This is a genomic window from Gilliamella sp. W8145, assembly GCF_016101145.1.
Lineage (GTDB): Bacteria > Pseudomonadota > Gammaproteobacteria > Enterobacterales > Orbaceae > Gilliamella > Gilliamella apis_A.
This window is the reverse complement of record NZ_JACFRC010000001.1, coordinates 73,286-98,927: the sequence shown is the minus strand read 5'-3', so window position 1 is coordinate 98,927 and position 25,642 is coordinate 73,286. Positions and strand designations below refer to the sequence as shown.

Sequence of the window (25,642 nt, the reverse complement as noted above, 5' to 3'; positions counted from 1 at the left end):
TTATTCGATTGCAGTGAAAATTATGGCAAAAATCACTTTATCAGCGATTGCAAAAAAAGCTAAGGTTTCAGTAGCATCTGTATCTAGAGTACTAAGAACTCCTAATATGACATCGTCACAAACCCAATCTGTTGTTTATCAAGCTATGAAAGATTTAAATGTTGATTTGTCTGAAAACTTGAAAGACTACCAACTCAATCATTCCAGCAATAGAATATTAATTATTGATAATCAACTTATTTCAAAAAGTTTAATCAATTTTGGTATTGAACAAGCTTTATGTGAAGTTAAATTACAATTTTGTTATTTACAATTTTCTTACCAAGACGACTGTGATATTTATCATTTGATTCAGTACATTACTCAAAATCGCTTTATTGGTATTTTAATAATTAATCAAGCACCTTATTTAGACAATCTGTATAGTTATAAAAAATCATTACCACCAATGGTATTTGTGAATCATTTTAAACATAATTTTTCTTGTGTCTATTTTGATCATCTCACCATTGGTTTTAAAACAACGCAATATTTAATTAAAAAAGGCAACCAACGGATCGCTATTTTTGTTAATAGCGATAAAAGCATCAACTCATCGTTTTTCCTACAAGGTTATCAACAATCCTTACAACGACATAATTTACCAATTGATTCTGACTATATCATTCAAGGCTGTTTAACTTATGAACATGGTCGAGATGCAATTAAAACTTTATTAAATAGTAATAAACCACCAACAGCTATTATTTTTGAAGATTTAAGCAGTTTATCTTTCTTCAATTCAGATAGTTATCATGCACAAAATTATTTATCTTGTTATCGTTCTCTATTTGGTGCCTTACATCAAATCAATAAAGGCCAATCAAATCAGTTAAAATCACTGTCAATTGCTTATATTAGCCATAGCAATGAGTATCAATATAATGACTTGGATAAATTGAATAGAATTAACAAACCACTCTATGAGATGGGCAATAAATCAGTACACTTACTTTGTGATTTACTTAAACAAAATATGACATCGTTAGCACGATGCCATATTATTGAAACCGAAGCTTTTTTTATCAACTAATTATTTGTTAATAAAAGGTAGTTAAAAAAGTTAAGAAGTTGAAATCAATCTTTTAGGTGACAATTTATCCAATAGTTGTATACCTGCACCAATAAATTGCTGATCTTGATAAATTCTAACTAAAGTTTCTACTGCTACACTGTCAGCTAATTTGATAGTTCTACCTAATAAGATATCGCTACCTTGGCTATCATTCAATTGCACTTTCGGACTATCTTGTAATGGACTATCTACCGGCATGAGTAATTGTGTTTTATCAGTAATATTTTCTAACTCATCCAAGCCAATCATTTTATCGATTGGATAATTTGACACTTGTAAACGTCTTAAATAAATCACATGGGCTCCACAACCGAGTAATTCACCTAAATCATCAATGATAGTACGGATATAAGTCCCTTTTGAACAATGGATCTCTAACGTTAATTCCTGTTTAGCCGAATCATATTGAATAAACTGGTTTTCGTAAACCGTGATCGGTCTGGCTTCCCGTTCAATGACAATACCTTGACGAGCATATTCATAAAGCGGCTTACCTTGATATTTTAAAGCAGAAAACATGGTGGGAACTTGTAAAATATCACCACGAAAATGAGTTAATGCTTGCTCAATTTGAAGTTGAGTAACATCAACGGATTTGTTACAGATTATTTGCCCATCAGCATCAGATGTGTCTGTACGCTCACCCAATTTAGCAATTACTCGATAACGCTTGTCAGAATCTAATAAGTATTGTGAAAATTTAGTTGCTTCGCCAAAACAAATCGGTAACATTCCTGTTGCTAAAGGATCGAGAGCACCAGTATGACCAGCCTTTTTAGCATTAAATAGTCTTTTCACTTTTTGTAAGGCATCATTTGATGTCATGCCTTGTGGTTTGTCTAATAACAAAACGCCGTGAACATCACGGCGAATTTTTTTTATATTCATCATAGATATTTAAATTGAAACGGATAACACTCCTCAATATTTTTACAAAAATTGAGTGCTTTTAATTATTAATCTTTATGACGTTCGTTGTCTTGCTTAATCACATCAGAGACTAAACTAGACATCTGCATACCTTTGACAAGCGATTCGTCATAAAAGAATTTAATTTCAGGAATAATTCGTAAACGCATAGCTTTACCGATCAACGTTCGAATATACCCTTTTGCATCATTTAAGACATTCAATCCTTGTTCAATAACTTGTGGATCATCATCATTTAAAAAAGTGACAAATACTTTGGCATAAGAGAGATCACGTGAAATCTCTACACCAGAAACAGTCACCATTCCTAAGCGTGGATCTTTGATTTCACGCTGTAAAATAATCGCAATCTCTTTTTGTAATTCATGTCCAACTCGAGATGATCGATTAAATGCTTTTGCCATATCTATTTTCCTTAAAATGTGAATAAGCAAGGCTAAAACCTTGCTTATAACATGTTAACGTATTAATTAAATAGTACGTTTGATTTCAACAGTTTCAAAGACTTCGATATTATCACCAACACGAACATCGTTGTAGTTACGAACACCAATACCACATTCCATACCATTACGAACTTCGTTAACATCATCTTTGAAGCGACGTAATGATTCAAGTTCGCCTTCATAGATAACCACGTTATCACGTAATACACGAATTGGATTATGACGCTTAACCACGCCTTCAGTAACCATACAACCAGCAATTGCTCCAAATTTAGGTGATTTAAAGACATCACGGACTTCGGCAAGACCAATAATTTCTTGCTTATATTCTGGAGCAAGCATACCGCTCATTGCTTGTTTTACTTCATCAATAAGATCATAAATAACTGAATAATAACGTAGGTCTAAGTTTTCAGCCTCTACAACTTTACGCGCAGATGCATCAGCACGAACGTTGAAACCTAAAATGATTGCATTAGATGCTGCAGCAAGTGATGCGTCAGTTTCAGTAATACCACCTACACCTGAACCAATGATTTTAACTTTAACTTCATCAGTAGATAGTTTAAGTAATGAATCAGAAATTGCTTCAACGGAACCTTGTACGTCAGCTTTAAGGACGATATTAAGTTCAGATACATCACCTTCAGTCATGTTAGTAAACATGTTTTCAAGTTTAGCTTTCTGTTGACGAGCTAGTTTAACATCACGGAATTTACCTTGACGATATAGGGCTACTTCACGAGCTTTCTTTTCATCTCGAACAACTGTCGCTTCATCACCTGCTGACGGTACACCAGAAAGACCTAAAATCTCTACCGGAATTGAAGGACCAGCTTCAGTAACTTCTTTACCTAATTCGTTACGCATCGCACGAATACGGCCATATTCGAAACCACACAGTACAATATCGCCTTTACGTAAAGTACCTGATTGAACCAGCACAGTTGCTACTGAACCACGACCTTTATCAAGGAATGATTCAATAACCACACCACTAGCCATACCCGTTTCATAAGCAGTAAGCTCAAGAACTTCCGCTTGTAACAGAATCGCTTCTAATAATTGGTCAATACCCGTTCCCGCTTTTGCTGAAACATGAACGAATTGAGTATCTCCACCCCAATCTTCTGACATAACGCCATATTGAGCTAGTTCGCCTTTAACACGATCTGGATCGGCTTCAGGTTTATCAATTTTGTTAACCGCAACGACAATTGGTACATTAGCGGCTTTAGCATGTTGAATCGCTTCGATGGTTTGTGGCATAACACCATCATCTGCTGCAACAACTAATACCACGATATCCGTTGCTTTAGCACCACGAGCACGCATTGAAGTAAATGCAGCATGGCCCGGAGTATCTAAGAAAGTGATTTCACCACTTGAGGTTTTAACATGGTAAGCACCAATATGCTGAGTAATACCACCTGCTTCACCTGAAGCAACTTTCGCTTTACGAATATAGTCAAGAAGTGATGTTTTACCATGGTCAACATGTCCCATGATAGTCACAACTGGAGCACGTGAAACTTTTTCTGCACCTGTATCACGGTCGCTCATTAGTGATTCTTCAAGTTCGTTTTCACGACGAAGTACCACTTTGTGTCCCATTTCTTCAGCAACCAATTGTGCTGTTTCTTGGTCAATAACCTGATTAATAGTTGCCATTGCCCCCATTTTCATCATGGTTTTGATAACTTCTGAACCTTTTACAGCCATTTTGTTGGCTAGTTCGGCAACAGTAATGGTTTCACCAATAACTACATCTCGGTTAACAGCCTGAACTGGTTTATTAAAACCTTGCTGTAAAGTACTTTTGCCTTTTTTCTTGTGGTTACCACGAGTGACAGCTCGAGCTTCTTCACGTTCAGCTTTACCTTCAGATAATTTGCTGGCTTTTTTCTGTTTAGTCTGTTTAGTACCACGACCACGACCTCGACCGCCTTCGACTTCACGATCGGTATCATCTTCAGCAGCACGAGCATATTTAGAAGTAGTTACGTGATAATCTTCATCATCACTGTTATTATTGATTTCTTCTGTTTCGTTATATTGTTCAGCAAGTTTACGCGCTTCTTCCGCCATACGTTTGGCTTCTTCTTCAAGTTTACGGCGGTTTTCTTCTTCAGCTTTACGTTTAATTTCGTTAGCTTCAGCTTCTAAACGTGCTTTTTCTTCTTGTGCTTTTTTCACTTTTGGATCAGCTGCTTGTTCTTGAGCTGCTTTAGCCTTTTGTTCTTGACTACGCTTTTTAGCTTCTGCTTCTTCACGTTTCTTTTGTTCTTCAGCAGCTAATTTTGCCTTTTCTTCGGCTTCTTTACGCGCTTTTAACTCAGCTTCTTGTTGCGCTTTTTGTTCTGCTTCAAGACGTGCTTTTTCTAATTCAGCTGGATCTTGTTTAACAATAGTTCGTTTTTTACGAACTTCAACTTTAATTTCTTTGCTTTTACCACCGCCACTTGACACATTCAATGTTGAATGTGTTTTACGTTGTAGTGTTAATTTTGTTGGGCCTTGCTGAGGATTTAAATGCGCAAGCAAAGCTTCTTTTTCCTTTTGGGTAACAGAATCAGATGCAGTTTTTTTAATACCAGCATCAGCAAACTGTTGCAAAAGCGTTTCCACTGGAGTTTTTATCTCTTGAGCCAGTGTTTCGATTGATACTTTGGTCATGTATTACTTTCCCTCAATTATTCATTTGCAAACCAACAAATATTACGGGCAGCCATAATAAAATCGCCAGCTTGTGTGCTTGTTAAACCTTCAATATCCGCAAGATCATCTGTACCTTGTTCAGCTAAATCTTCTAAAGTTACCACATCTCGTTGTGCTAATTGATAGGCTAATTCTTGTGTCATACCTGGTAGATCTAATAAATCTTGAGCAGGTCGTTTATCACCACTATGAGCAAGAGCGATAGTTGTTAATGCATCTTTTGCTCGATTTCTTAATGCTTCAACCAGCTCTTCATCAAGTTCATCAATTTCTAATAACTCTTCAACTGGTACATAAGCTAGTTCTTCTAATGAAGTAAAACCTTCTTCAACTAAAAGCTGGGCAAGATCTTCTTCAATATCTAAATGTTTCATTAGATTATTAATTGCTGCAAAAGATTCTGCTTGATGTTTTTCTTGCAAATCTTCTGTGCTCATAACATTTAACGTCCAACCAGTAAGTTGTGATGCTAAACGAATATTTTGTCCATTACGACCAATTGCTTGTGGTAATGTTTCAGCATTAACTGCGACATCCATAGTGTGTTTATCTTCATCAACCACGATTGACACAACATCGGCTGGCGCCATAGCATTGATAACATATTGTGCAGGATTATCATCCCAAAGAACAATATCGATACGCTCACCACCAAATTCATTTGAAACCGCTTGAACACGAGCGCCTCGCATACCAACACAAGCACCAACAGGATCAATACGACGATCGTTACTGCTAACAGCAATTTTAGCACGAGAACCTGGATCACGAGATACACCTTTAATGTCTATCATCTCTTCACCGATTTCCGGCACTTCAATGCGGAATAACTCTTCCATCATTTTCGGATTTGAACGGCTAACACAAAGTTGTGCTGGTTTATTATCTTGTTCAACAAGATATAAAATACCTCGCACACGATCACCAATTCGGAAATTTTCACGAGGTAACATATCATGGCGAGACATCATTGCGTCAGCGTTATTACCTAAATCGAGGATAACGCTATCACGATTGGTCTTTTTAACAATACCAGTAACGATATCACCGATTCGGTTTCTAAACATGTCAATCACCATTGCACGCTCAGCTTCACGTACTTTTTGGACAATAACTTGTTTAGCGGTTTGAGTTGTAATACGGTCAAACGCGACTGACTCAATTTGTTCTTCTACGTAATCACCTAATTTTACATCAGGCTCTTCAAACTGTGCTGCTGCAAGGGTTATTTCTTTGGTAGGTTGAGTTACTTCATTTACCACTAACCAACGACGGAACGTATCATAATCACCAGTTTTATGATCGATTTTTACAATAACATCGATATCAACAGTATGTTTCTTTTTAGTGGCCGTCGCTAATGCGGTTTCAAGCGCTTCGAAAATCTTATCTCGGGTAAGTGCTTTTTCATTAGATACTGCTTCAACAACAGCTAAAATTTCTTTATTCATCCTTTACACCTGTACTCTATTTAAGGTTAAAATTCGGTACAATGTTTGCTTTTTGAATATTACTAAAAGCAAACACTTCATCATTTCCATCTACATTAAACGTAATCATTTCATTCTCAATGGATTTAATCTGTCCTTTCCACTTGCGACGATTGGCAACAGGAATACGCAAACTGACGATGACTTCTTCACCAACAAAACGTTGATAGTGTTCAAGCGTAAACAAAGGCCTATCCATACCTGGAGATGAAACTTCAAGATTGTAGGCATCTGTGATAGGGTCTTCAACATCAAGTACCGCACTAATTTGTCGACTAACATCAGCACAGTCATCAACGGTAATACCATTTTCACTATCAATATATACGCGTAAAACGGGATAACGACCACGAATATATTCAATACCAACTAGCTCAAAACCAAGCGCATTAACTGGTTCTTGAATGATATCGGTCAATTGCTGTTCTAAATTAGCCAAACAAACCTCCACTGCAGAAAATAAAAAAGGGCATAAAGCCCAACATTCCTTTTAAACTCACGTTTGAATCATAACGCATAAAAAAACCCCGACAAGCGAGGCTACATTTAAAATTTAACATAATGAAGCCACTTGATTCGAACTTTCAGACAATAATAATAGGATAGATTAATGTATGAATGAAAATTTAAGTGGTTGCGGGGGCTGGATTTGAACCAACGACCTTCGGGTTATGAGCCCGACGAGCTACCAAGCTGCTCCACCCCGCGATAGATGGCTGAAGATTATACTATGTTTTGTAAAATATGCAACCCAAAATCATACTAGAATTATCAAAATCGTTTAAAGTCATTGAAAACTAAGCAGCTATAATTTTGTGTCGCAACTAATTACAATTAATCTCAAGTTATGATTAATATAAGTACAATTATTGTTTTTTCAAGTAATAAATTCCGCTGAATAATCAGCGGATAATTTTACTGTTATTATTTCTGCGTTGCAGCTTTCATCGTTTTAACGAAACTCGCTAGTTCGCTCAACATTTTGGTTGGATTATTAAGGTTATTCTCAATAATTTTGACCGTTGCCGATCCTGCAATTGCGCCAGTGGCACCAGCTTTAATTGCTTCACTCACTTGATTTGGTTCTGAAATACCAAATCCTTGAATCGCAGGCGGTGCTTTAAACTCTGTCAATTTTTCCAGTAAATGAGTTAACGGTTTATTCGCACGATTTTCAGTACCGGTTACACCAGCCCGTGAGACTAAATAAGTATAACCTTTACCATGCTTAGCAATATTTTTTATCACCTCATCATCAGCATTAGGTGGACAGATAAATATCGGAGCTATGCCATGTTTTTCTGCAGAACCAGTAAACTCTTGTGCATATTCAACCGGTAAATCAGCAACTAATACAGAATCAACACCAGCTTTAGCGCATTTAGCATAAAAGTTATCAATACCATTTTTAAATACTAAATTGGCATAGATTAACAATCCAACAGGAATATCTGGATTGCTAGTTCGAATGTTAGTTAAGATTTCGAAGCATTTCTCAACAGTTATACCGCCATTAAAAGCACGAATATTAGCATTTTGAATTGTTGGTCCATCCGCCATTGGGTCAGAAAATGGAATACCTAATTCTAACGCATCAGCCCCTGCATCAATCATGGTTTGAATAATTTGACTTGAAAGTTGTGGATTTGGGTCACCAACTGGAACAAAAGGAACAAATGCACCTCGTTTTTCGACTGTTAAACGATCAAACAGTTTTTGATAACGACTCATTCTATTTCTCCTTTTGCTTTAAATATATCATAAACCGTAAAGATATCTTTATCACCACGACCAGATAAATTAACAATTAATAATTGTTCTTTATTTGGATTTTCTTTAATCATTTTCAGTGCATAAGCTAATGCATGCGATGACTCTAATGCAGGAATGATACCTTCACTTCGAGATAATGTTTTGAGGGCTTCAAGCGCTTCATCATCAGTGGCAGAGACATATTCTGCTCGACCAATACTATCTAAATATGCATGTTGTGGTCCTACTGCTGGAAAATCAAGGCCAGCAGAAATCGAATAAGACTCTTCAATTTGCCCTTCATCCGTTTGCATCATTGGTGTTTTCATACCAAAGTAGATACCGAGTTTACCATGTTTTAGCGATGCACCATGTTCACCACTTTCAATACCATGTCCACCTGGCTCTACACCAATTAATCTAACTGATTTATCATCAATAAAATTAGCAAACATACCAATTGCGTTTGAACCACCACCAACACAGGCGATGACTGCGTCAGGCAAACGACCTTCTTTTTCCATAATTTGCTGTTTTGCTTCACGACTAATCATTTGTTGAAATTCACGCACAATGGTCGGAAATGGATGAGGGCCAGCAGCGGTACCTAACATATAGTGTGCGGTTTCATAACTACCAGACCAATCACGTAATGCTTCATTACAAGCATCTTTTAACGTGGCAGAACCGGTTTCAACTGGAATGACGGTAGCACCCATTAATCGCATTCTAAATACATTTGGAGCTTGGCGTTGAACATCTTTTGCTCCCATGTAAATTCGGCATTTTAAACCTAATAATGCGCAAGCTAATGCTGAAGCGACACCATGCTGACCAGCACCCGTTTCGGCAATAATCTCTGTTTTACCCATTCTTTTAGCCAGTAATGCTTGGCCTAGGACTTGGTTAGTTTTATGGGCACCACCATGGACTAAATCTTCTCGTTTTAAATAAAGTTTTGTTTTGGTACCTGCAGTAAGATTTTTACACAATGTTAATGCGGTTGGTCGACCTGCATAGTTCACCAAAAGGTCATTAAATTCTTTTTGAAAACTTGCATCGTGTATCGCCGATATAAAGGCATCCTCAAGTTGTTCTAGCACTGGCATTAATATTTGTGGTACATATTGACCACCAAATTCGCCAAAATAAGGATTTAATTTAGACATAACCATTCCTTCAATATAATTAGTTAAATTTGTTCAAATACTGCTGTAATTTTTTGTTTATCTTTAATTCCGGCCGATATTTCAACACCTGAGTTAAGGTCAACGCCAATAACATCAGTAGCGAGTGCTTGACTTACATTTTGTGGATTAATACCACCAGCCAAAATGACATTACTTAAATCTTTACCCTTTAATAATGACCAATCAAAACTTTTACCCGTTCCGCCAGCACCATTATCAAATATATAACGAGAGACTAATGGATTATCATGGTTCGGAATACTATCACTAATACTTAATGCTTTCCAAATTTGACAAGTTGTTGGCAATTGTTGGCGGAGTGTTTGAATATAATTATCATCTTCATGACCATGTAATTGTACTGCGTACAGTGATAATTGTTGCGCTATTTGGCAAACTTCGTCTATATCACTATTTTTAAAAACTCCCACCCAATTTAATGGTGCTGCTGCAATAACACTACGTGCTTTAGTTGGTGTAATATATCTTGGTGAATTAGAGACAAAAATTAATCCGCCATAAATCGCACCTGCTTGATAGACAGTTATCGCGTCCTGCGCTCTGGTTAAACCACAGACTTTATTTTCACCTAGGATCACCTTACGAATAGCTAGATTTAAATTTGACTCAGACATTAACGCGCTACCAATTAAAAAACCGTTAGCATAATGGCTAAGATCTTTAACTTGATTATGAGTGTAAATACCCGATTCACTGATAATAATTCGATCATCAGGGATAGATTTAGATAATGTTTTTACTCGATTTAAATCTACTGACAGATCACGAAGATTACGATTATTAATACCAATAACTTTGGCGCCAAGATTAATGGCTCGCTCAACTTCTTGTTCCGTACTGGCTTCAGTCAAAATTCCCATATTAAGTTGATGAGCAATTTGGCTAAGATGGCGATACTCATCATCATTTACCACTGATAACATTAATAAGATAGCATCCGCTTGATAATATCGCGCTAAGTAAATTTGATATTCATCGATAATAAAATCTTTGCAAAGTACTGGTTGTGTGACTTCATTACGTACCATAGGCAAAAATTCAAAGCTACCTTGAAAATATTTTTGATCAGTTAAAACTGAAATCGCTGAAGCATAATCTTTATAAACTTTAGCAATAGTTGCCGGATCAAAATCATCACGAATTAAGCCTTTAGATGGTGACGCTTTTTTACATTCTAAGATAAATACCGTTTTCGGTTGATTTAATGTTTGATAAAAATCACGATCACTTGCTACTACTTTACTTTTAAAGTTAGTTAGTGGTTTTTTAGTTTGCTGTTCGGCAAGCCATAACTGTTTATCTTCAATGATTTTTTTTAATACTGTTGCCATTTCAACATTTTCGGTTAATGCTGCAATTGCCATGTTATTCTCCACTTATTATCTTGCTGCTAACTTTTGTAATAGCTCATAAGCCTTGCCACTATGCATCAATTCAATTGCACGTTGTGCATTTTGTTTTAAGTCTGGTTCACCAAACAAGCTAATTAACATAGCTACATTTGCAGCAATAGCCGCTTCATGAGCTGGTTTACCATGTCCTTGTAAAATAGCTAACAACAAATCACGATTCATTTCCGGTGTACCACCTTCAATATCTTTTAAAGTATATTGTTGTAAACCAAAATCCTTTGGTGTTAGCGTAAAATAGCTGATTTCACCATTTTTTACTTCGGCTACTTGAGTCTCGCCATGAATAGCCACTTCATCCATACCTGCACCATGTACTACATATGCATGGGTATAGTTCAACATTTTTAATGTTTCTGCAATCGGTTTTATCAAATCAGGATGATAAACACCGAGTAAAATACGTTTTGGTCGTGATGGATTTATCAACGGACCTAGCACATTAAAAATTGTTCGTGTTTTTAATTGTTGACGAACTGGCGCAGCATGACGGAAACCTGAATGATATTGTTGAGCAAATAAGAAACATACCCCTAATTCATCAAGCGCTTTACGTGAGGCTTCCGCTGACATGTTTAATTTAATACCTAAAGCAGATAGTACATCGGAAGATCCTGATTTACTTGATACCCCTCGGTTACCATGTTTAGCGACTTTATACCCTAAGGCTGCAGTAACAAAAGCACTAGCTGTTGATATATTAATACTATTCGTGCCATCACCACCTGTACCAACAATATCGGTAAAATCATAATCAGGAACTTCAAAAGCATCTGCATTTTCAAGTAATGCTTGCGCAGCACCAGCAATTTCATCTGGTTTTTCACCTCGCACTTTCATACTTATAATCGCAGTTGCCAAAACAGTTGGTTCAATTTTACCTTGAATAATTAAGTTAAATAGTATTTTGCTCTCTTGTTGTGACAATACTTGTCCTAAATACAATTTATTTAAAATCGGTTGAATGTTGTATTCTTGCTTATCGACAATTGCCTCTTGTTTTGCTTGCGGTTGTTTTTGGACTGGATTAAGTGCCCATTCAATGGTTTGCTCTAATAATTTTACCCCTTGAATGGTTAAAATCGATTCAGGATGAAATTGAAAACCACAAACCCGATCCTCATCATTACGTACTGCCATAACAATGTTATTACACATGGCATTAATCGTTAATGTTTTCGGTATATTTTCACCTTTTAAAGAGTGATAACGAGCCACCGGTAATGGATTTGGTAAGCCTTTAAACATAGCTTGACCATCATGTTCAATTAATGAGGCTTTACCATGCAAAATATCACCAGCTGGTACAATCATACCACCATAAGATTCGACAATCGCTTGATGGCCTAAGCAGATACCAATAATCGGTAATTTCCCTTTTAAACGTTTTAGTAATTCAGGCATTGAACCAGCTTCACTTGGCGTACCTGGACCTGGCGATAACATTAAGATAGGATTTTGCATATGTGATAATTTTTCGATAATCACATCTGCCGGAATAGTATTACGGTAAATCGTCACGTTATGTTGATTATGACGTAACTGATCAACTAAGTTATAAGTAAACGAATCAACATTATCAATAAATAAGATATTAGCCATTAGAATACACCTTCTACATTATGTGCTGCCATAATCGCGCGAACAACAGCACGAGCTTTGTTACGTGATTCGTCCGATTCTGATTGAGGTTCTGAGTCTAAAACCACCCCACCACCTGCTTGCACCGTGGCAATGTTATCTTCAACATAAGCACTACGGATAACAATACAGGTATCCAAATCACCACTAGCGGTTAAATACCCCACTGCTCCACCATAACTGCCACGTTTTATTTTTTCCGATTCAGCAATTAGCTGCATTGCTCTTACTTTCGGTGCGCCGGTTAATGTTCCCATATTCATTGTTGCTTGATAAGCATGTAGTGCATCAAGATCAGTCCGCAACTGGCCAACTATTCTTGAAACAAGGTGCATAACACACGAATAACGGTCAACTTTTAATAACTCTTTAGTATAACGAGTGCCCGGCTGGCAAATACGAGCTAAATCATTACGGGCTAAATCAACCAGCATTAAGTGTTCAGCCAACTCTTTTTTATCAGTGCGCATATCAAGTTCCAGTCGGCTATCCAAATCATAATCAATCTCACCACTTGCGGTTAAACCACGAGGTCGAGTACCGGCAATAGGGTAAATTTCAACTTGATTATTGGTCTTGTTATATTTAAGAGCACTTTCCGGTGATGCACCAAACAGAACAAAATCGCTATCTTGCATATAAAACATATATGGACTTGGATTGGTATTTTTTAACACTTGGTAAGCAGATAATGGTTCAGGACATGGTAATGAAAAACGTCTTGAAGGAACGACTTGGAAAATCTCACCTTGTTGGATAGCATCCTGCATTTTTTTAACTATAGTATTGAAATCATCATCACTCTTATTACATGAAACATTTATTTCTGCTAAAGATTGAGTCTTAATCGCTTTCATCGGTTGATTGAGTTTACTTTGCAACTCAGTTAAGCGCTGATTCAAGCGTTTTGTCTCATCAGGACAAGAAGTAAATGCCGTTGCTTTTAACAATGAAACACGGTCTTTATGATTAATTTCCAGTAATGTTTCAGCTAAATAAAAGCGAAAGTCTTGGCAACGTTGTTCGGTTGGTAACAGAGGTAAATCCTCAAAGCCAGCAACAAGATCATAAGCAAATAAACCACCGACAAACACTGCATCAGAACTCGCTTGTTGTGGGATATTAACGATGTTTAATAATGTTCTTAGTGCATCAAAAATTGATAATGACTTTAAGCGAGAATCTTCATCTTGCAAATTATCAATAGCCGGAAAAATTAGCTGAAGATTATGTTCATCTAATTGTGTTTTAGCGACGTTATCAGGAAAAGCTTGTAGCAATAAAGGCAATAATTTTTGTCCGTTACTGGTTAAAGCTTGAAAAGTGACTTGGTTATTGAGTGCAGAAATAGTCAAAGCGCTATCAACTATCATTACACTTTTAATACCTTGCTTATTATCAATTTCAGCTGATTCCAGTAACAATGTTGCCGGTTTGTTATCACAAAGTTGATAAAATACCTGAGTCGGATCCTGATAATAACCAATGGTTTTAATTATCTGTGTTAATGTAGGCTTATTCATTGTTGACTCTCTTTTATAAAATTATTTTTATCTTTGCAAAACTAAAATACCCGCACTGAGCGGGTATTATGAAAAAAGGATATCATCACATCACCCGCAGAAAGTGATGCGCCACCAACCCAAAACGGTAGTTTGTTTACAATGCGTTAATGTGAATTGCTGATTTATCATTATTATATCTGCTAGAAAATATTTTGTACTATTAAACTAGTTCAGTGATGTATTGTCAAGTGAATATTTTATGTACATTTAAATTAAGTCTACCTGCTATCAATCAAAAGATCTTTTTACAGTAAAAATTTATTATTTTTTAACAAACAAATTAAAGCTAGCCAAACAAGATATTAGTCTTTAAAATGAACGACTCCGATAAATAATTGATAAAAATTAGAGAGTTTGATCTATGCCTATATTTTATATTTTTATAGCAGTAATCGTTTTACTTGCTTTAGTTACTGTTTTTAAAACCATCACTATTGTTCCGCAAGGATACCAATATACTATCGAGCGTTTCGGTAAATACACTCATACCTTAGAACCGGGCTTAAATATTATTATTCCTTTTATGGATGGTGTGGGCCGTAAAATTAATATGATGGAACAAGTGCTTGATATCCCATCTCAAGAAGTTATTTCTAAAGATAATGCAAATGTACAAATTGACGCAGTTTGTTTTATACAAGTACAAGAAGCAGCAAGAGCAGCTTACCAAGTTAACCAACTTGAGCGTGCTGTTATTAATCTGATGATGACAAATATCCGTACAGTACTTGGTAGTATGGAACTAGATGAGATGTTATCACAACGTGACCATATTAACTCAAAACTACTTAGTATTGTCGATGATGCAACTAGCCCATGGGGAATAAAAATTACTCGTATTGAAATTCGTGACGTTCGACCACCGGCAGAACTAATTGCAGCCATGAATGCACAAATGAAAGCTGAACGTAATAAACGTGCGGAAATCCTTGAAGCGGAAGGTATCCGTCAAGCAGCTATTTTACGTTCTGAAGGTGAAAAACAGTCAGAAATTTTAAAAGCTGAAGGTGAAAAACAAGCAGCATTTTTACAAGCTGAAGCACGTGAACGTGCGGCCGAAGCAGAAGCTAAAGCAACACAAATGGTTTCGGACGCTATTGCAGCAGGTAATATTAATGCTATCAACTACTTTGTTGCGCAAAAATATACTGAAGCGTTACAACAAATCGGTGCTTCAGATAACAGTAAAGTTGTGATGATGCCGCTTGATGCTTCAAGTCTAATGGGTAGCATTGGTGGTATTGCCGAATTAATCAAAAATACTAAATAGACTAAGTTTAGCAAAATCATATCCCTAACTGATAATAAATTGGTTTGAGAGATGATTGGAAATATAATTTAATTAATAATAGGTAACAACCAATGACAGATTTTTTAATGGTTATTTATGATTCTCCTCACTGGGTATTTTTTGCTTTAGGCGGTATTTTGCTGATAGCTGAATTATTAGGAACTGGCGGATATGCACTTTGGAGTGGAATGGCAGCCATTATTGTTGGCTTAATTGCTTGGATTTTACCACTGTCTTGGCCTGTTTTATGGATTTTGTTTGCTATTTTTACGTTAATATCCGCTTATCTTTGGTGGGCTTGGTTAAAAAAACGCGATAATAACAAATCAAGTAAAGTTGAAATTAATCAACCACAACAAGAATTAATTGGCATTAGAACAATCGTTACCGAAGCCATTACTAATGGTTCAGGTCGAATAAAAATCAAAGACGGCACATGGTCAGCAAAATGTAATCAAGATCTAGAAGTAGGTCATCCTGTTGAGGTTGTTGCAGTTGAGGGCATAATACTGAAAGTAAAAGCACTCAATAAATAAATTAATAATTAAATACGAGTCAATGACTCGTATTTTTTTGTTTATCATAAAAAATAATCAATCAGATAAACCGATTATTAAATATCTTCTATAGTAAAAATTCATGGTAATTATCATAATAAGATAATTACTGTTAATCCAGCTTCAATATAAAATTTAAAGTGCTTAAGTACTTATAACAGTAATTATCATTTTTACTAAAAACTAGTGTAAAAATAAGCCAATAAGAATGCTAACACTAATTCGATTATTTAGGAACAATACCAATAACTTTCCAATTATTATTTGATTCATCGGTAATCTTACCTTTCTTCACATCGGTAATATATTTAATGGTCATATTACGAATGGTACCTTCTTCATCACCTAATGCCGTGCGAGAATTCCAAATTGGCTCGACTCGGCGCCCTTCTAATGGACCACCTTTTTTCACCAGCATTTCATAACGATAAGCATTCATACCTAGTTTGAGTTTCATATCATCAGTAATAACTTTACCATTTAAAAGTGTTAGATTTTTAATTCGATTTCCTACTGGTTCACTTAAATCAATAATATATTTAACGCCACCAAACATATCATAAGTCATATATTTAGATGCGCCTCGCACTGAATCATATTGATAATTTTTATCCGTTGGTTGTACTTGAGCAAAATATGCCGCAGACCATTCCATATAATCTTTAAGATCCTTCCCTGTAACTTCAAAAATAGAGGTTTCACCAGCAGTATATTGATAATTGTTAGCAATATCTTTGCGAGCGATTGGCCCTTTATTTAATATCGCTTTTTTATTATCGACTAAAACCGCAGTCACATCCGCACCGCTATAATAAATTTGTACAGAATTAAGTAAATTAGTTAAACCACTTTCTTGCAAGTAAACCGCTGGTATACCATGTATTATCTCTTGTGGTACAAGATCTTTATCTGTTTCACCAATAACTTGATTAGAAATTTCTCTTAATTGTTGATGATAAGGTGAATAAATTTTTTCGATTTCAGGATCAGCTGGATAAGTTTTTACTGGTAATGTTTGCGATTTTTTTGCTTTTAAGGTTTTTTTATTGCCATCAATATCAAATTTAAGATCAACCACCGATACTACTGTTCCATAGCGATGAGGTTCAGTAATAACCACATTATTAATGACTTTTTCACTAATATTTTGATGATTATGTCCGGCAATAATTATGTCAATTTCAGGTAATTGATTAGCAACATCGGCAACACCTGTACCAGGTTTATTGTTTTCATTATCTAATCCCATATGGGTAACTAAAACAATAGCATCAACTGATTGTTGTTTGAGATTAGCAATTTGTTTTTTTATTTCCGGTATTGGCATGGTAAATTCCATTTGATTTACATAGCCAGTTTTATTCTCGTATTCAGGAACAAAAGGGGTAGTTGCACCAATAAAGCCAATTTTAATACCTTCTTTCTCAATAATGGTTGTGGCGGGTAAATAAGGTTTACCGGAATCTTTATAATAAATATTAGCAGCTAAAGATTGGCCTTTAAATTCAGAAATAACTTTATCGACTATCGGCATACCAAAATTAAATTCATGATTGCCAAGTACCATAATGTCATAATGCATGGCATTTAATGCCGCAATAGCCGGATGATTTTGCACATTGTGAAATCGTTCAATTTGATTATCTTGAATAATATCACCAGCATCAACCACAATGACATTTTCATGTAGTGAACGGTACTCCTTTAAAAACGAAGATATCTGCGCATAAGAGCCTGAAGAGTCTGCTTTGTCAGTACCATAATCCCATGGTAACATTCGCCCATGCACATCTGACGTTGCTAAAATAGCAACATCAACTTCTTTTGCATTAACCTGAAATACACAACCTAATATGAATAAACCGCTTAACAAAGCACGTTTTTTGCTTACCAACATCCTTATCTCCTATCACTATTATGTAAAATTAATATCCTAATTAATTTAAATCATTTTTATAAAAACAGTCTATTATTCTAAATTATTATTTTTTCAATTAAAGCGTTTTTATAAAAAAATAAACTGCTTAATCAGTGATAAAAAATGCCTAACGATAGTGACTATTGTTAGGCAAAATAAGGAGTACGAAAGTTATTTTCATAAACAGACAGAATGTTACTTAAATTTAACATTCTGTTTACTGTTAATTAATGTGACATCGTAGTTTTAACACCACCTTCAGGAATAGGCACATAAGCGGTTTCTTTATCAGTTCTTTGTTTATTATTACGCACTTTAAGTGCAGTTTTAATACCAAAGAAGATAATGCTATACACAACCACTAAGAATAAGATACTTAAACCGGCGTTAGTGTAGTTATTAATGACAATATGATGCATATTATCAATTTGTTGTGCTGTTAATTCGCTACCTTCGGCAATTCGACGGTTATACTCATTAGCTAAATAGAAGAATCCTTCTAAATTAGGATCATTACTAAATAGTTTAAGTGCCAATGCCCAAGTAGTACAAATTAATAACCAAACGGCAGGAATAATAGTCACCCAAACAAATTGAGCTCGTTTCATTTTAATTAATACAACTGTAGCTAATACTAATGCTACGGCTGCTAGCATTTGATTTGAAATACCAAATAATGGCCATAAGCTCTTAACACCACCTAATGGATCAACCACACCTTGGTAAAGTAGATATCCCCATAAACCAACACATCCTAAAGTACCAATAAAGCCAGCAATAAGTGAATCGGTTTTTTTCAAGAATGGTACAAAGTTACCTAATAAGTCTTGCAACATGAATCGTCCAGAACGAGTTCCTGCATCAAGCGCGGTTAGAATAAATAGTGCTTCAAATAAGATACCAAAGTGATACCAGAAGCCCATATTTGCGCCTGGAAGAATTTGATGGAACACATGCGCAATACCTACGGCTAAGGTTGGTGCACCACCGGCACGATTTAATACAGATGGTTCGCCAATATCTTTGGCTGTTTGTAAAATTTGCTCAGGTGAAATCACAAATCCCCACGAACTAACTGTAGCCGCCGCGTGTGCTGTTACATCTTGTAGTTGAGACATTATCATCGCCGCATCGCCAGTACCTAATTTATGTAAATCAGGCATAGTTATTCCTAGCGCAGCTGGTGGAGTATTCATAGCAAAATATAAACCTGGCTCAATAATTGATGCAGCCACTAAGGCCATAATAGCCACGAAAGACTCCATTAACATAGCACCATAACCGATAAAACGAGCATCCGTTTCATTAGCAAGTAATTTTGGTGTTGTACCTGATGAAATTAAGGCGTGGAAACCAGAAACGGCGCCACAAGCAATAGTAATAAATAAGAATGGGAATAAAGAACCTTTCCAAACAGGGCCTGTGCCATCCACATATTTAGTTACATCTGGCATTTTTAAATCAGGATTTAAAATAACAATACCAATAGCTAAACCAACAATTACACCAATTTTTAAGAAAGTGGCGAGATAATCACGCGGTGCTAAAATTAACCATACAGGCAACATCGCAGAAACTAAGGCATAACCAACTAAAGTAAAAGTAATCGTGGTTGCTTTGAAAGTTAATGCTGGTCCCCAATATGGGTCATGAGCAATAACACCACCAAACCAGATAGATAAGATGAGTAATACAATACCAATTATTGAAACCTCTAAAACACGACCCGGTCGGAGGTATCGCATATAAATACCCATAAATAATGCGATTGGCACGGTAGAACAAACAGTAAATACGCCCCAAGGACTTTCAGCTAATGCGTTAACAACAATCAATGCCAATACAGCTAAAATAATTAACATGATTAAGAAACAACCAAATAAGGCAATTGTTCCAGGAATTGGTCCCATTTCATCTTTTATCATTTCACCTAATGAAGCCCCTTTACGGCGTGATGATAAAAATAGCACCATAAAGTCTTGTACTGCACCAGCAAATACCACACCAGCCAATAACCATAGAGTACCCGGTAAATAACCTACTTGTGCTGCAAGTACAGGGCCTACAAGCGGTCCAGCTCCGGCTATTGCCGCAAAATGGTGTCCAAATAAGACATATTTATTGGTTGGAACATAATTTAAACCATCATTATTGATAACTGCCGGCGTCGCTCGTGTCGGATCTAACTGCATTACTTTATTGGCGATATATAAACTATAATATCGATAAGCAACGAGATAAATGGACACTGCAGCAGCAACAATCCACAATGCACTAATATGTTCCCCTCGACGTAGTGCGATGACAGCTAAACAGCATGCACCAACGATAGCAAGAATAACCCAAGGTATATGCTTTAGTATTCTATTATTCATAATAATTCTCTTTATCGCTTTAAGATTAATATCATCTATTTTATTTTTAACTTAATTATATAGTTAAAAAGGTAGATAAAATTTATTGATATTAACTTCAAATTGTTTTTGAATTTTGTTGTATTGAATCATGAGATAAAGCTTACTTTATGCTCAAGGGTATAGTAATTTTTTAGTTAATTGAATGGTATAGGAAATTTAGCTACAGGTTGAAACAACTATATGAGTGGTTAAAAATGGTTGGTAAACGGTATCTCTATCGATAAAATAAACCCAGATAAAATGATTATAGTCCTAATATCTCTTTAAGCGATTTTAAATATCGACGACTCACAGGCACAGCAACATCATTATTTAAAATAATATCAACGCTACCTGCTTCATTAAAACGAATCTCTTTTAACTTTTTTAAATTAACTAAATATTGTCTATGACAACGAATAAGCGAGGTTTTATCTTCTAACGTTTTTAGTGTCAGTTCAGTAAAATATTCATTATTATTTTGATTAAAAACATAAATACCACAGACTTTAGATGAAATATAAAAAACATCATCATTAGATAGTAAATAAATTCGATTATGACCAATACAAGGTATATATTTTAACTGTTGATCAATGCCTGATAATTGATTTATATCAGCTACAGGACATTTTTTATGTAAGCGGCTTAATGTTTTATTTAGCCTATCTTGTTCAATAGGTTTTAATAGGTAATCAAAAGCTTGTTCCTCAAAGGCTTTTACAGCAAACTCACTATAAGCAGTTAAAAAAACAATATGAGGCATAGTTTGTGGATCAAGCATTGATAACATTTCAAGACCATTTATCTTCGGCATTTGAATATCAAGAAAAACAACATCAGGCGCTAACCGATGAATTTCACGTATAGCATCCATTGCATTATTACATTCTGCGACAATATTAATTTGGCTATCGTTGTCTAGCAAACAACGTAAATTTTCGCGAGCAAGTAATTCATCATCAACAATAATCACATTTAACATTAAACTACGACATCCTCTAGCAAAGGCAAAGATAACATTACATTTGTATATTCGTCTGGTTTACAGATTATCTTTATACCATAGTTTTCACCATAGCGGATCTTAATTCGTTTATCTACTAAATTAAGACCAAGCCCTTTATTATCTTTTTTATTTTCTCGATAATTACCTGCATTATCAATAACCTCTAAAATTAAAGTCTGATCATTTTCATAGGCTCTAATCGTTACTGCTCCTTGACTAATTAATTGTGATGTACCATGTTTAATGGCATTTTCCACAATTGGTTGTAATGAAAATGCTGGTAATTGCGCATATTCGAGTTGTTCAGGAATATCAAAATTTATACTTAACTGCTCCATAAAACGCATTTTTTCAATCTGTAGGTAAGCATTTACATGCTCTATTTCATCTCTTAACGTTACTATTTCATCAGTACGTTTTAAGTTTTTACGGAAAAAAGTTGATAAGTTTTGCACTAATTGCGATGCTTGTTCTTTATCACGCCTAATAATAGCCAGTAAAGTATTTAAGGCATTAAATAAGAAGTGAGGATTTACTTGGGCATGTAATAGTTTAATCTCAGTTTTAGACAATAACTGTTTGTAGTACTCATTTTGCCCGGCCAATATTTGCGCAGATAACAAGCTGGCAATACCTTCACCTAAAGTTCTATTTATTGAGCTAAATAATGTATTTTTACCTTCATAAAGTTTAATAGTACCAACTACATTATTATTTTCACCACGCAGAGGAATAACCAAAGTTGCACCTAAACGACAATTTTTATTGATTGAACATTGATAAGGTTGATGTGTACCATCAAGATATTTAACATCATTTTGCTCAATTGCTTCTAAAGTAACATTTGAAGTAATTTGAGTACCAGGTAGATGATGATCGTCACCTACCCCAATAAAAGCAAGAATTTTTTCTCTATCTGTTATAGCTACAGCGCCAATATCTAATTGTTGATAAATAATTTCTGCAACTTTAGTACTATTTTCTTGATTGAAGCCTTCGCGCAATAGACCTTCAGTACTCACTGCGATTTTAAGAGCCTTGGCAGAAAAAGCCGATGTATAACGTTCAAAAATCGCCCGTCTATCTAGTAAAATTCGCATAAACATTGCAGCGCCAATACTATTAGCAACAATCATCGGTGCAGCAATACTACGTACTGCATGTAGAACAACATCAAAAGGTCTCGATATTAATAGGACTTGAATCATTTCTAACGATTCAACAAAAACACCTAATACTCCGACTAAAAATGGATTATAGACTAAATCAATTCGACCTCTTTTCATTAAGGTATAGTGAAATAGCCCACTAATTAAACCTGTCAAGATAGTCGATAACATACAACTTTCAGCTGTAATACCACCTAATGTATAACGATGAATACCACCAGTTAAGCCAACTAAAAGGCCTACTACTGGACCACCAAGCAACCCTCCTAAAATAGCGCCAATAGCACGAGTATTCGCAATAGTATCTTCAATATGTAAACCAAAATAGCTACCCATAATGCAAAATAAAGAAAAAATAAAATAACAGACTAATTTATGAGGTAAATGGATGGTGACTTGCATTAAAGGAATAACAATTGGGGTTTTACTTAACAAATAAGCAATAACCAAATACACGCACATCTGCTGTAAAAGCTGTAGTACAAGATCAAACTCAAACATAACAATAACCACGGCACAAAACCGCCGACCAAAGTCGACGGAAAATGCTAACTTTAATTATCAAGTAAAGTAAATGTTTGCTTATCTTTAGTTGTAGAATCCGCACCTACAAACACATTAAATTTACCAGGTTCTGCAACATATTGCATTTTATCATTCCAGAATTTTAACATGTCATATTTGATAACAAATTTTACTTGACCTTTTTCATGCGGTTTAAGAGTAATAAATTCAAAACCAATTAACTCTTTTACCGGTCGGCTTACTGATGCTGTCACATCTTGCAAATAGAACTGCACCACTTGTGAACCTTCTCTTTCACCAGTATTTTCCACATTAGCAATAACTTCAATTTCCCCATTTGGTGACATTTCAGTTTTTGATAATGAAAAATCAATAGTAAAATCAGTATAACTTAAGCCAAAACCAAATGGAAATAAAGGCTCATTCGGGCTATCAAAGTAAGACGTTGTGTATTTACCCATATTAACTGTACCATGTGGTCGACCAGTTTTTAAATGGCTATAATAAACAGGGATCTGGCCAACATTATCTGGAAAAGACATAGGTAATTTAGCTGACGGATTATAATCACCAAACAGCACATCGGCCACAGCATTCCCGCCTTCAGTACCTAAAAACCACGTTTCAAGCATAGCATCAGCTTGCTGATATTCTTCTTTCACAGTAAGTGGACGGCCATTCATTAAAGCAATAATAAGTGGTTTACCAGTGGCTTTTAATGCTTTAATTAATCGTTTTTGACTAGCTTGTAGATCAAGATCGGTTCGACTTGATGATTCATGAGCCATGCCTTGTGCTTCACCAACAAAAACCACAACGACATCTGATTTTTTAGCTTGAGCAACAGCTTCGGCTATCATCTTATTAGCGGGTCGTTTATCAAATTTGCTGCTTTCACCATATAAATTTAAAAATTTATCAAGGTTAGGATCATCCGAGAGATTAGCCCCCCATGCGTAACTCACTAATTTGGGATTTGCGATGGCATTTTTAATGCCTTGCAACGGCGTTACCGCTAAATTAGCACGCCCAGCACCTGACCAGCTACCTAGAATATCTCGTTTTGAATCAGCCAATGGTCCAATGACAGCTATTTTTTTATTTTTGTCTAACGGTAATAAATTATTTTCATTTTTTAATAATACAATACTACGACGAGCTACATCTCTGGCTTCAGTACGATGTAGGCGATCGTTAGCAAACATAGTTTCAATATCAAAATTAGGATCTAAATTTCGATGCGGATTTTTAAACAACCCCATATCATATTTAAGCTCTAACACATGGCGACAAGCTTGATTAATCAGATCTTCTGAGATTGCACCTTCATCAACCAATTCTGGTAAAAACTGTAAAAAGTATTCATCATTCATACTCACATCAATACCAGCTTTGATAGCAATACGTACCGCATCTTTAGCATCCTGTGCAACGCCGTGATTAATTAATTCACGGATAGCACCATGGTCACTAACAACTACTCCATCAAAGTGCCATTGGTTGCGTAATACATCAGTTAATAACCAATGATTAGCTGTAGCAGGAATACCATTTACACTAACCAGCGCAACCATAACCGCTCGGCTACCGGCATCAATAGCCGCTTTATAAGGCACAAGATATTCTTGAAACATTTTGCGTTCACTCATATCGGTGCTGTTATATTCGCGTCCTGCTTCTACCGCACCATAAAGTGCAAAATGTTTAACCGTTGTGACTAATGATTTTTTATCAGCCAAGGATTGCTTTTGCATTTTTTCAACAAAAATTCGCCCTGCTTCTGAAGCTAAATAAGGATCTTCACCAAATCCTTCGGAAACTCGTCCCCACCTAGGATCACGAGTAATATCCACCATTGGAGCCCAAGTAACATTAAGTCCATCAGATGTAGCTTCATCAGCAGAGACCTCAGCCACTTTAGCGAAAGCATTACGATCCCAAGTTGCAGCTATACCTAAATTAATTGGAAATACTGTACGATGCCCATGAACAATATCAAAACCAAAATAAACCGGAATTTGGTTTGGTGATCTTAAAGCTCTTTCCTGCATTCTGGATAGATCGGGTTCCACAACAGTATTAAAAATGCCACCTATTTCACCAGCTTCTATTTGATCAAGTACTTTGTCTAAGGTTAGATCACCGCCGACACTAATTAACCGCAATTGCCCCACTTTTTCTTTAATAGTCATTTTTGATAATAAGTTATCAATAAATACTTTCTTTTCTTCGTCATTGGGATTTTGTGCAAATAAAGGACATGAAAAAATAAAAAAAACAAAAAAGAAAACTAATTTTTTCAGCATAATAAGTATTGTTATAATATAAGAGGATAGACAAGCAAATAGAATAACGTATTTAGTCAAAAAAATCTCGTTATTTGAAATAATGCCTCACCAAAAATAAAAATAAAAGCACATATTATTAAAAATTTAGCCGCAAAAAAGTGCTTTCCTCAAATTTTTTAAAAGTTGATTCTGTGAATAAATAAAAACATATTG

Annotated in this window: 18 protein-coding genes and 1 tRNA gene; 3 read left to right on the top strand and 16 right to left on the bottom strand. The window is 35.5% G+C overall.

What is annotated here, in order from left to right:
• Positions 1–22: 22 nt before the first annotated feature.
• Positions 23–1,072, top strand: coding sequence for a LacI family DNA-binding transcriptional regulator (locus H3T80_RS00450; protein ID WP_198199153.1), 1,050 nt, complete (start codon positions 23–25; stop codon positions 1,070–1,072).
• A gap of 30 nt (positions 1,073–1,102) precedes the next feature.
• Here H3T80_RS00450 and truB read toward each other — a convergent pair whose 3' ends face one another.
• From truB to H3T80_RS00395, 11 genes are all read right to left on the bottom strand, one after another.
• On the bottom strand, positions 1,103–2,005 hold the full coding sequence (truB, locus tag H3T80_RS00445; protein ID WP_198199152.1) for a tRNA pseudouridine(55) synthase TruB: 903 nt from the start codon (positions 2,003–2,005) through the stop codon (positions 1,103–1,105).
• Positions 2,006–2,070: 65 nt separating this feature from the next.
• Entirely contained in the window at positions 2,071–2,448 is a 378-nt protein-coding gene (gene rbfA / locus H3T80_RS00440; RefSeq protein WP_110448319.1) for a 30S ribosome-binding factor RbfA, read from the bottom strand.
• Between the two features lie 66 nt (positions 2,449–2,514).
• Positions 2,515–5,166: a translation initiation factor IF-2 gene (gene infB, locus H3T80_RS00435; protein WP_198199151.1), complete on the bottom strand. Its 2,652-nt coding sequence runs from the start codon at positions 5,164–5,166 to the stop codon at positions 2,515–2,517.
• Positions 5,167–5,183: 17 nt separating this feature from the next.
• On the bottom strand, positions 5,184–6,659 hold the full coding sequence (gene nusA, locus H3T80_RS00430) for a transcription termination factor NusA (RefSeq protein ID WP_198199150.1): 1,476 nt from the start codon (positions 6,657–6,659) through the stop codon (positions 5,184–5,186).
• Positions 6,660–6,675: 16 nt separating this feature from the next.
• Complete coding sequence (rimP, locus tag H3T80_RS00425) at positions 6,676–7,137, bottom strand: ribosome maturation factor RimP (RefSeq protein WP_065578449.1); 462 nt, start codon at positions 7,135–7,137, stop codon at positions 6,676–6,678.
• Positions 7,138–7,329: 192 nt separating this feature from the next.
• Positions 7,330–7,406, bottom strand: a tRNA-Met gene (locus tag H3T80_RS00420).
• 216 nt (positions 7,407–7,622) lie between these two features.
• Positions 7,623–8,429, bottom strand: a complete 807-nt coding sequence (trpA, locus tag H3T80_RS00415; RefSeq protein ID WP_198199149.1) for a tryptophan synthase subunit alpha — start codon at positions 8,427–8,429, stop codon at positions 7,623–7,625.
• Entirely contained in the window at positions 8,426–9,619 is a 1,194-nt protein-coding gene (trpB, locus tag H3T80_RS00410) for a tryptophan synthase subunit beta (RefSeq protein WP_232350064.1), read from the bottom strand. The genes trpA and trpB overlap by 4 nt, the downstream gene beginning before the upstream one ends.
• A 23-nt stretch (positions 9,620–9,642) precedes the next feature.
• Positions 9,643–11,025 (bottom strand): bifunctional indole-3-glycerol-phosphate synthase TrpC/phosphoribosylanthranilate isomerase TrpF, encoded by a 1,383-nt coding sequence (trpCF, locus tag H3T80_RS00405; RefSeq protein ID WP_232350063.1) that lies wholly within the window; start codon positions 11,023–11,025, stop codon positions 9,643–9,645.
• A gap of 15 nt (positions 11,026–11,040) precedes the next feature.
• On the bottom strand, positions 11,041–12,672 hold the full coding sequence (gene trpD, locus H3T80_RS00400) for a bifunctional anthranilate synthase glutamate amidotransferase component TrpG/anthranilate phosphoribosyltransferase TrpD (RefSeq protein WP_110448326.1): 1,632 nt from the start codon (positions 12,670–12,672) through the stop codon (positions 11,041–11,043).
• Complete coding sequence (locus H3T80_RS00395) at positions 12,672–14,234, bottom strand: anthranilate synthase component 1 (protein ID WP_198199147.1); 1,563 nt, start codon at positions 14,232–14,234, stop codon at positions 12,672–12,674. Before H3T80_RS00395 ends, trpD begins: the two co-directional genes overlap by 1 nt.
• Positions 14,235–14,637: 403 nt before the next feature.
• On the opposite strand from H3T80_RS00395, the gene H3T80_RS00390 reads away from it, so the two are divergent.
• Positions 14,638–15,546 carry an SPFH domain-containing protein gene (locus H3T80_RS00390; protein ID WP_086359750.1) on the top strand — a complete coding sequence of 303 codons (909 nt, stop codon included), beginning with the start codon at positions 14,638–14,640 and terminating at the stop codon, positions 15,544–15,546.
• 92 nt (positions 15,547–15,638) lie between these two features.
• On the top strand, positions 15,639–16,103 hold the full coding sequence (locus H3T80_RS00385) for an NfeD family protein (RefSeq protein ID WP_198199146.1): 465 nt from the start codon (positions 15,639–15,641) through the stop codon (positions 16,101–16,103).
• 247 nt (positions 16,104–16,350) lie between these two features.
• On the opposite strand, the gene H3T80_RS00380 is transcribed toward H3T80_RS00385, so the two are convergent.
• The 5 genes from H3T80_RS00380 to bglX all read right to left on the bottom strand — a co-directional run bounded on the left by H3T80_RS00380 (position 16,351) and on the right by bglX (position 25,447).
• Positions 16,351–18,021 carry a bifunctional UDP-sugar hydrolase/5'-nucleotidase gene (locus tag H3T80_RS00380; protein WP_198199145.1) on the bottom strand — a complete coding sequence of 557 codons (1,671 nt, stop codon included), beginning with the start codon at positions 18,019–18,021 and terminating at the stop codon, positions 16,351–16,353.
• A gap of 248 nt (positions 18,022–18,269) precedes the next feature.
• Entirely contained in the window at positions 18,270–20,417 is a 2,148-nt protein-coding gene (locus H3T80_RS00375; RefSeq protein ID WP_232350062.1) for a carbon starvation CstA family protein, read from the bottom strand.
• Positions 20,418–20,703: 286 nt separating this feature from the next.
• Positions 20,704–21,423 carry a two-component system response regulator BtsR gene (gene btsR / locus H3T80_RS00370; protein WP_110448330.1) on the bottom strand — a complete coding sequence of 240 codons (720 nt, stop codon included), beginning with the start codon at positions 21,421–21,423 and terminating at the stop codon, positions 20,704–20,706.
• On the bottom strand, positions 21,423–23,117 hold the full coding sequence (locus tag H3T80_RS00365; protein WP_198199144.1) for a sensor histidine kinase: 1,695 nt from the start codon (positions 23,115–23,117) through the stop codon (positions 21,423–21,425). The genes btsR and H3T80_RS00365 overlap by 1 nt, the downstream gene beginning before the upstream one ends.
• A gap of 53 nt (positions 23,118–23,170) precedes the next feature.
• Positions 23,171–25,447, bottom strand: coding sequence for a beta-glucosidase BglX (gene bglX, locus H3T80_RS00360; RefSeq protein WP_198199143.1), 2,277 nt, complete (start codon positions 25,445–25,447; stop codon positions 23,171–23,173).
• Positions 25,448–25,642 lie beyond the last annotated feature (195 nt).

Coding starts and splice junctions, on each gene's coding strand:
- H3T80_RS00450 (WP_198199153.1), top strand. CDS start 23: ATGGCAAAAATCACTTTATCAGCGATTGCAAAAAAAGCTAAGGTTTCA.
- truB (WP_198199152.1), bottom strand. CDS start 2,005: ATGATGAATATAAAAAAAATTCGCCGTGATGTTCACGGCGTTTTGTTA.
- rbfA (WP_110448319.1), bottom strand. CDS start 2,448: ATGGCAAAAGCATTTAATCGATCATCTCGAGTTGGACATGAATTACAA.
- infB (WP_198199151.1), bottom strand. CDS start 5,166: ATGACCAAAGTATCAATCGAAACACTGGCTCAAGAGATAAAAACTCCA.
- nusA (WP_198199150.1), bottom strand. CDS start 6,659: ATGAATAAAGAAATTTTAGCTGTTGTTGAAGCAGTATCTAATGAAAAA.
- trpA (WP_198199149.1), bottom strand. CDS start 8,429: ATGAGTCGTTATCAAAAACTGTTTGATCGTTTAACAGTCGAAAAACGA.
- trpB (WP_232350064.1), bottom strand. CDS start 9,619: ATGTCTAAATTAAATCCTTATTTTGGCGAATTTGGTGGTCAATATGTA.
- trpCF (WP_232350063.1), bottom strand. CDS start 11,025: ATGGCAATTGCAGCATTAACCGAAAATGTTGAAATGGCAACAGTATTA.
- trpD (WP_110448326.1), bottom strand. CDS start 12,672: ATGGCTAATATCTTATTTATTGATAATGTTGATTCGTTTACTTATAAC.
- H3T80_RS00395 (WP_198199147.1), bottom strand. CDS start 14,234: ATGAATAAGCCTACATTAACACAGATAATTAAAACCATTGGTTATTAT.
- H3T80_RS00390 (WP_086359750.1), top strand. CDS start 14,638: ATGCCTATATTTTATATTTTTATAGCAGTAATCGTTTTACTTGCTTTA.
- H3T80_RS00385 (WP_198199146.1), top strand. CDS start 15,639: ATGACAGATTTTTTAATGGTTATTTATGATTCTCCTCACTGGGTATTT.
- H3T80_RS00380 (WP_198199145.1), bottom strand. CDS start 18,021: ATGTTGGTAAGCAAAAAACGTGCTTTGTTAAGCGGTTTATTCATATTA.
- H3T80_RS00375 (WP_232350062.1), bottom strand. CDS start 20,417: ATGAATAATAGAATACTAAAGCATATACCTTGGGTTATTCTTGCTATC.
- btsR (WP_110448330.1), bottom strand. CDS start 21,423: ATGTTAAATGTGATTATTGTTGATGATGAATTACTTGCTCGCGAAAAT.
- H3T80_RS00365 (WP_198199144.1), bottom strand. CDS start 23,117: ATGTTTGAGTTTGATCTTGTACTACAGCTTTTACAGCAGATGTGCGTG.
- bglX (WP_198199143.1), bottom strand. CDS start 25,447: ATGCTGAAAAAATTAGTTTTCTTTTTTGTTTTTTTTATTTTTTCATGT.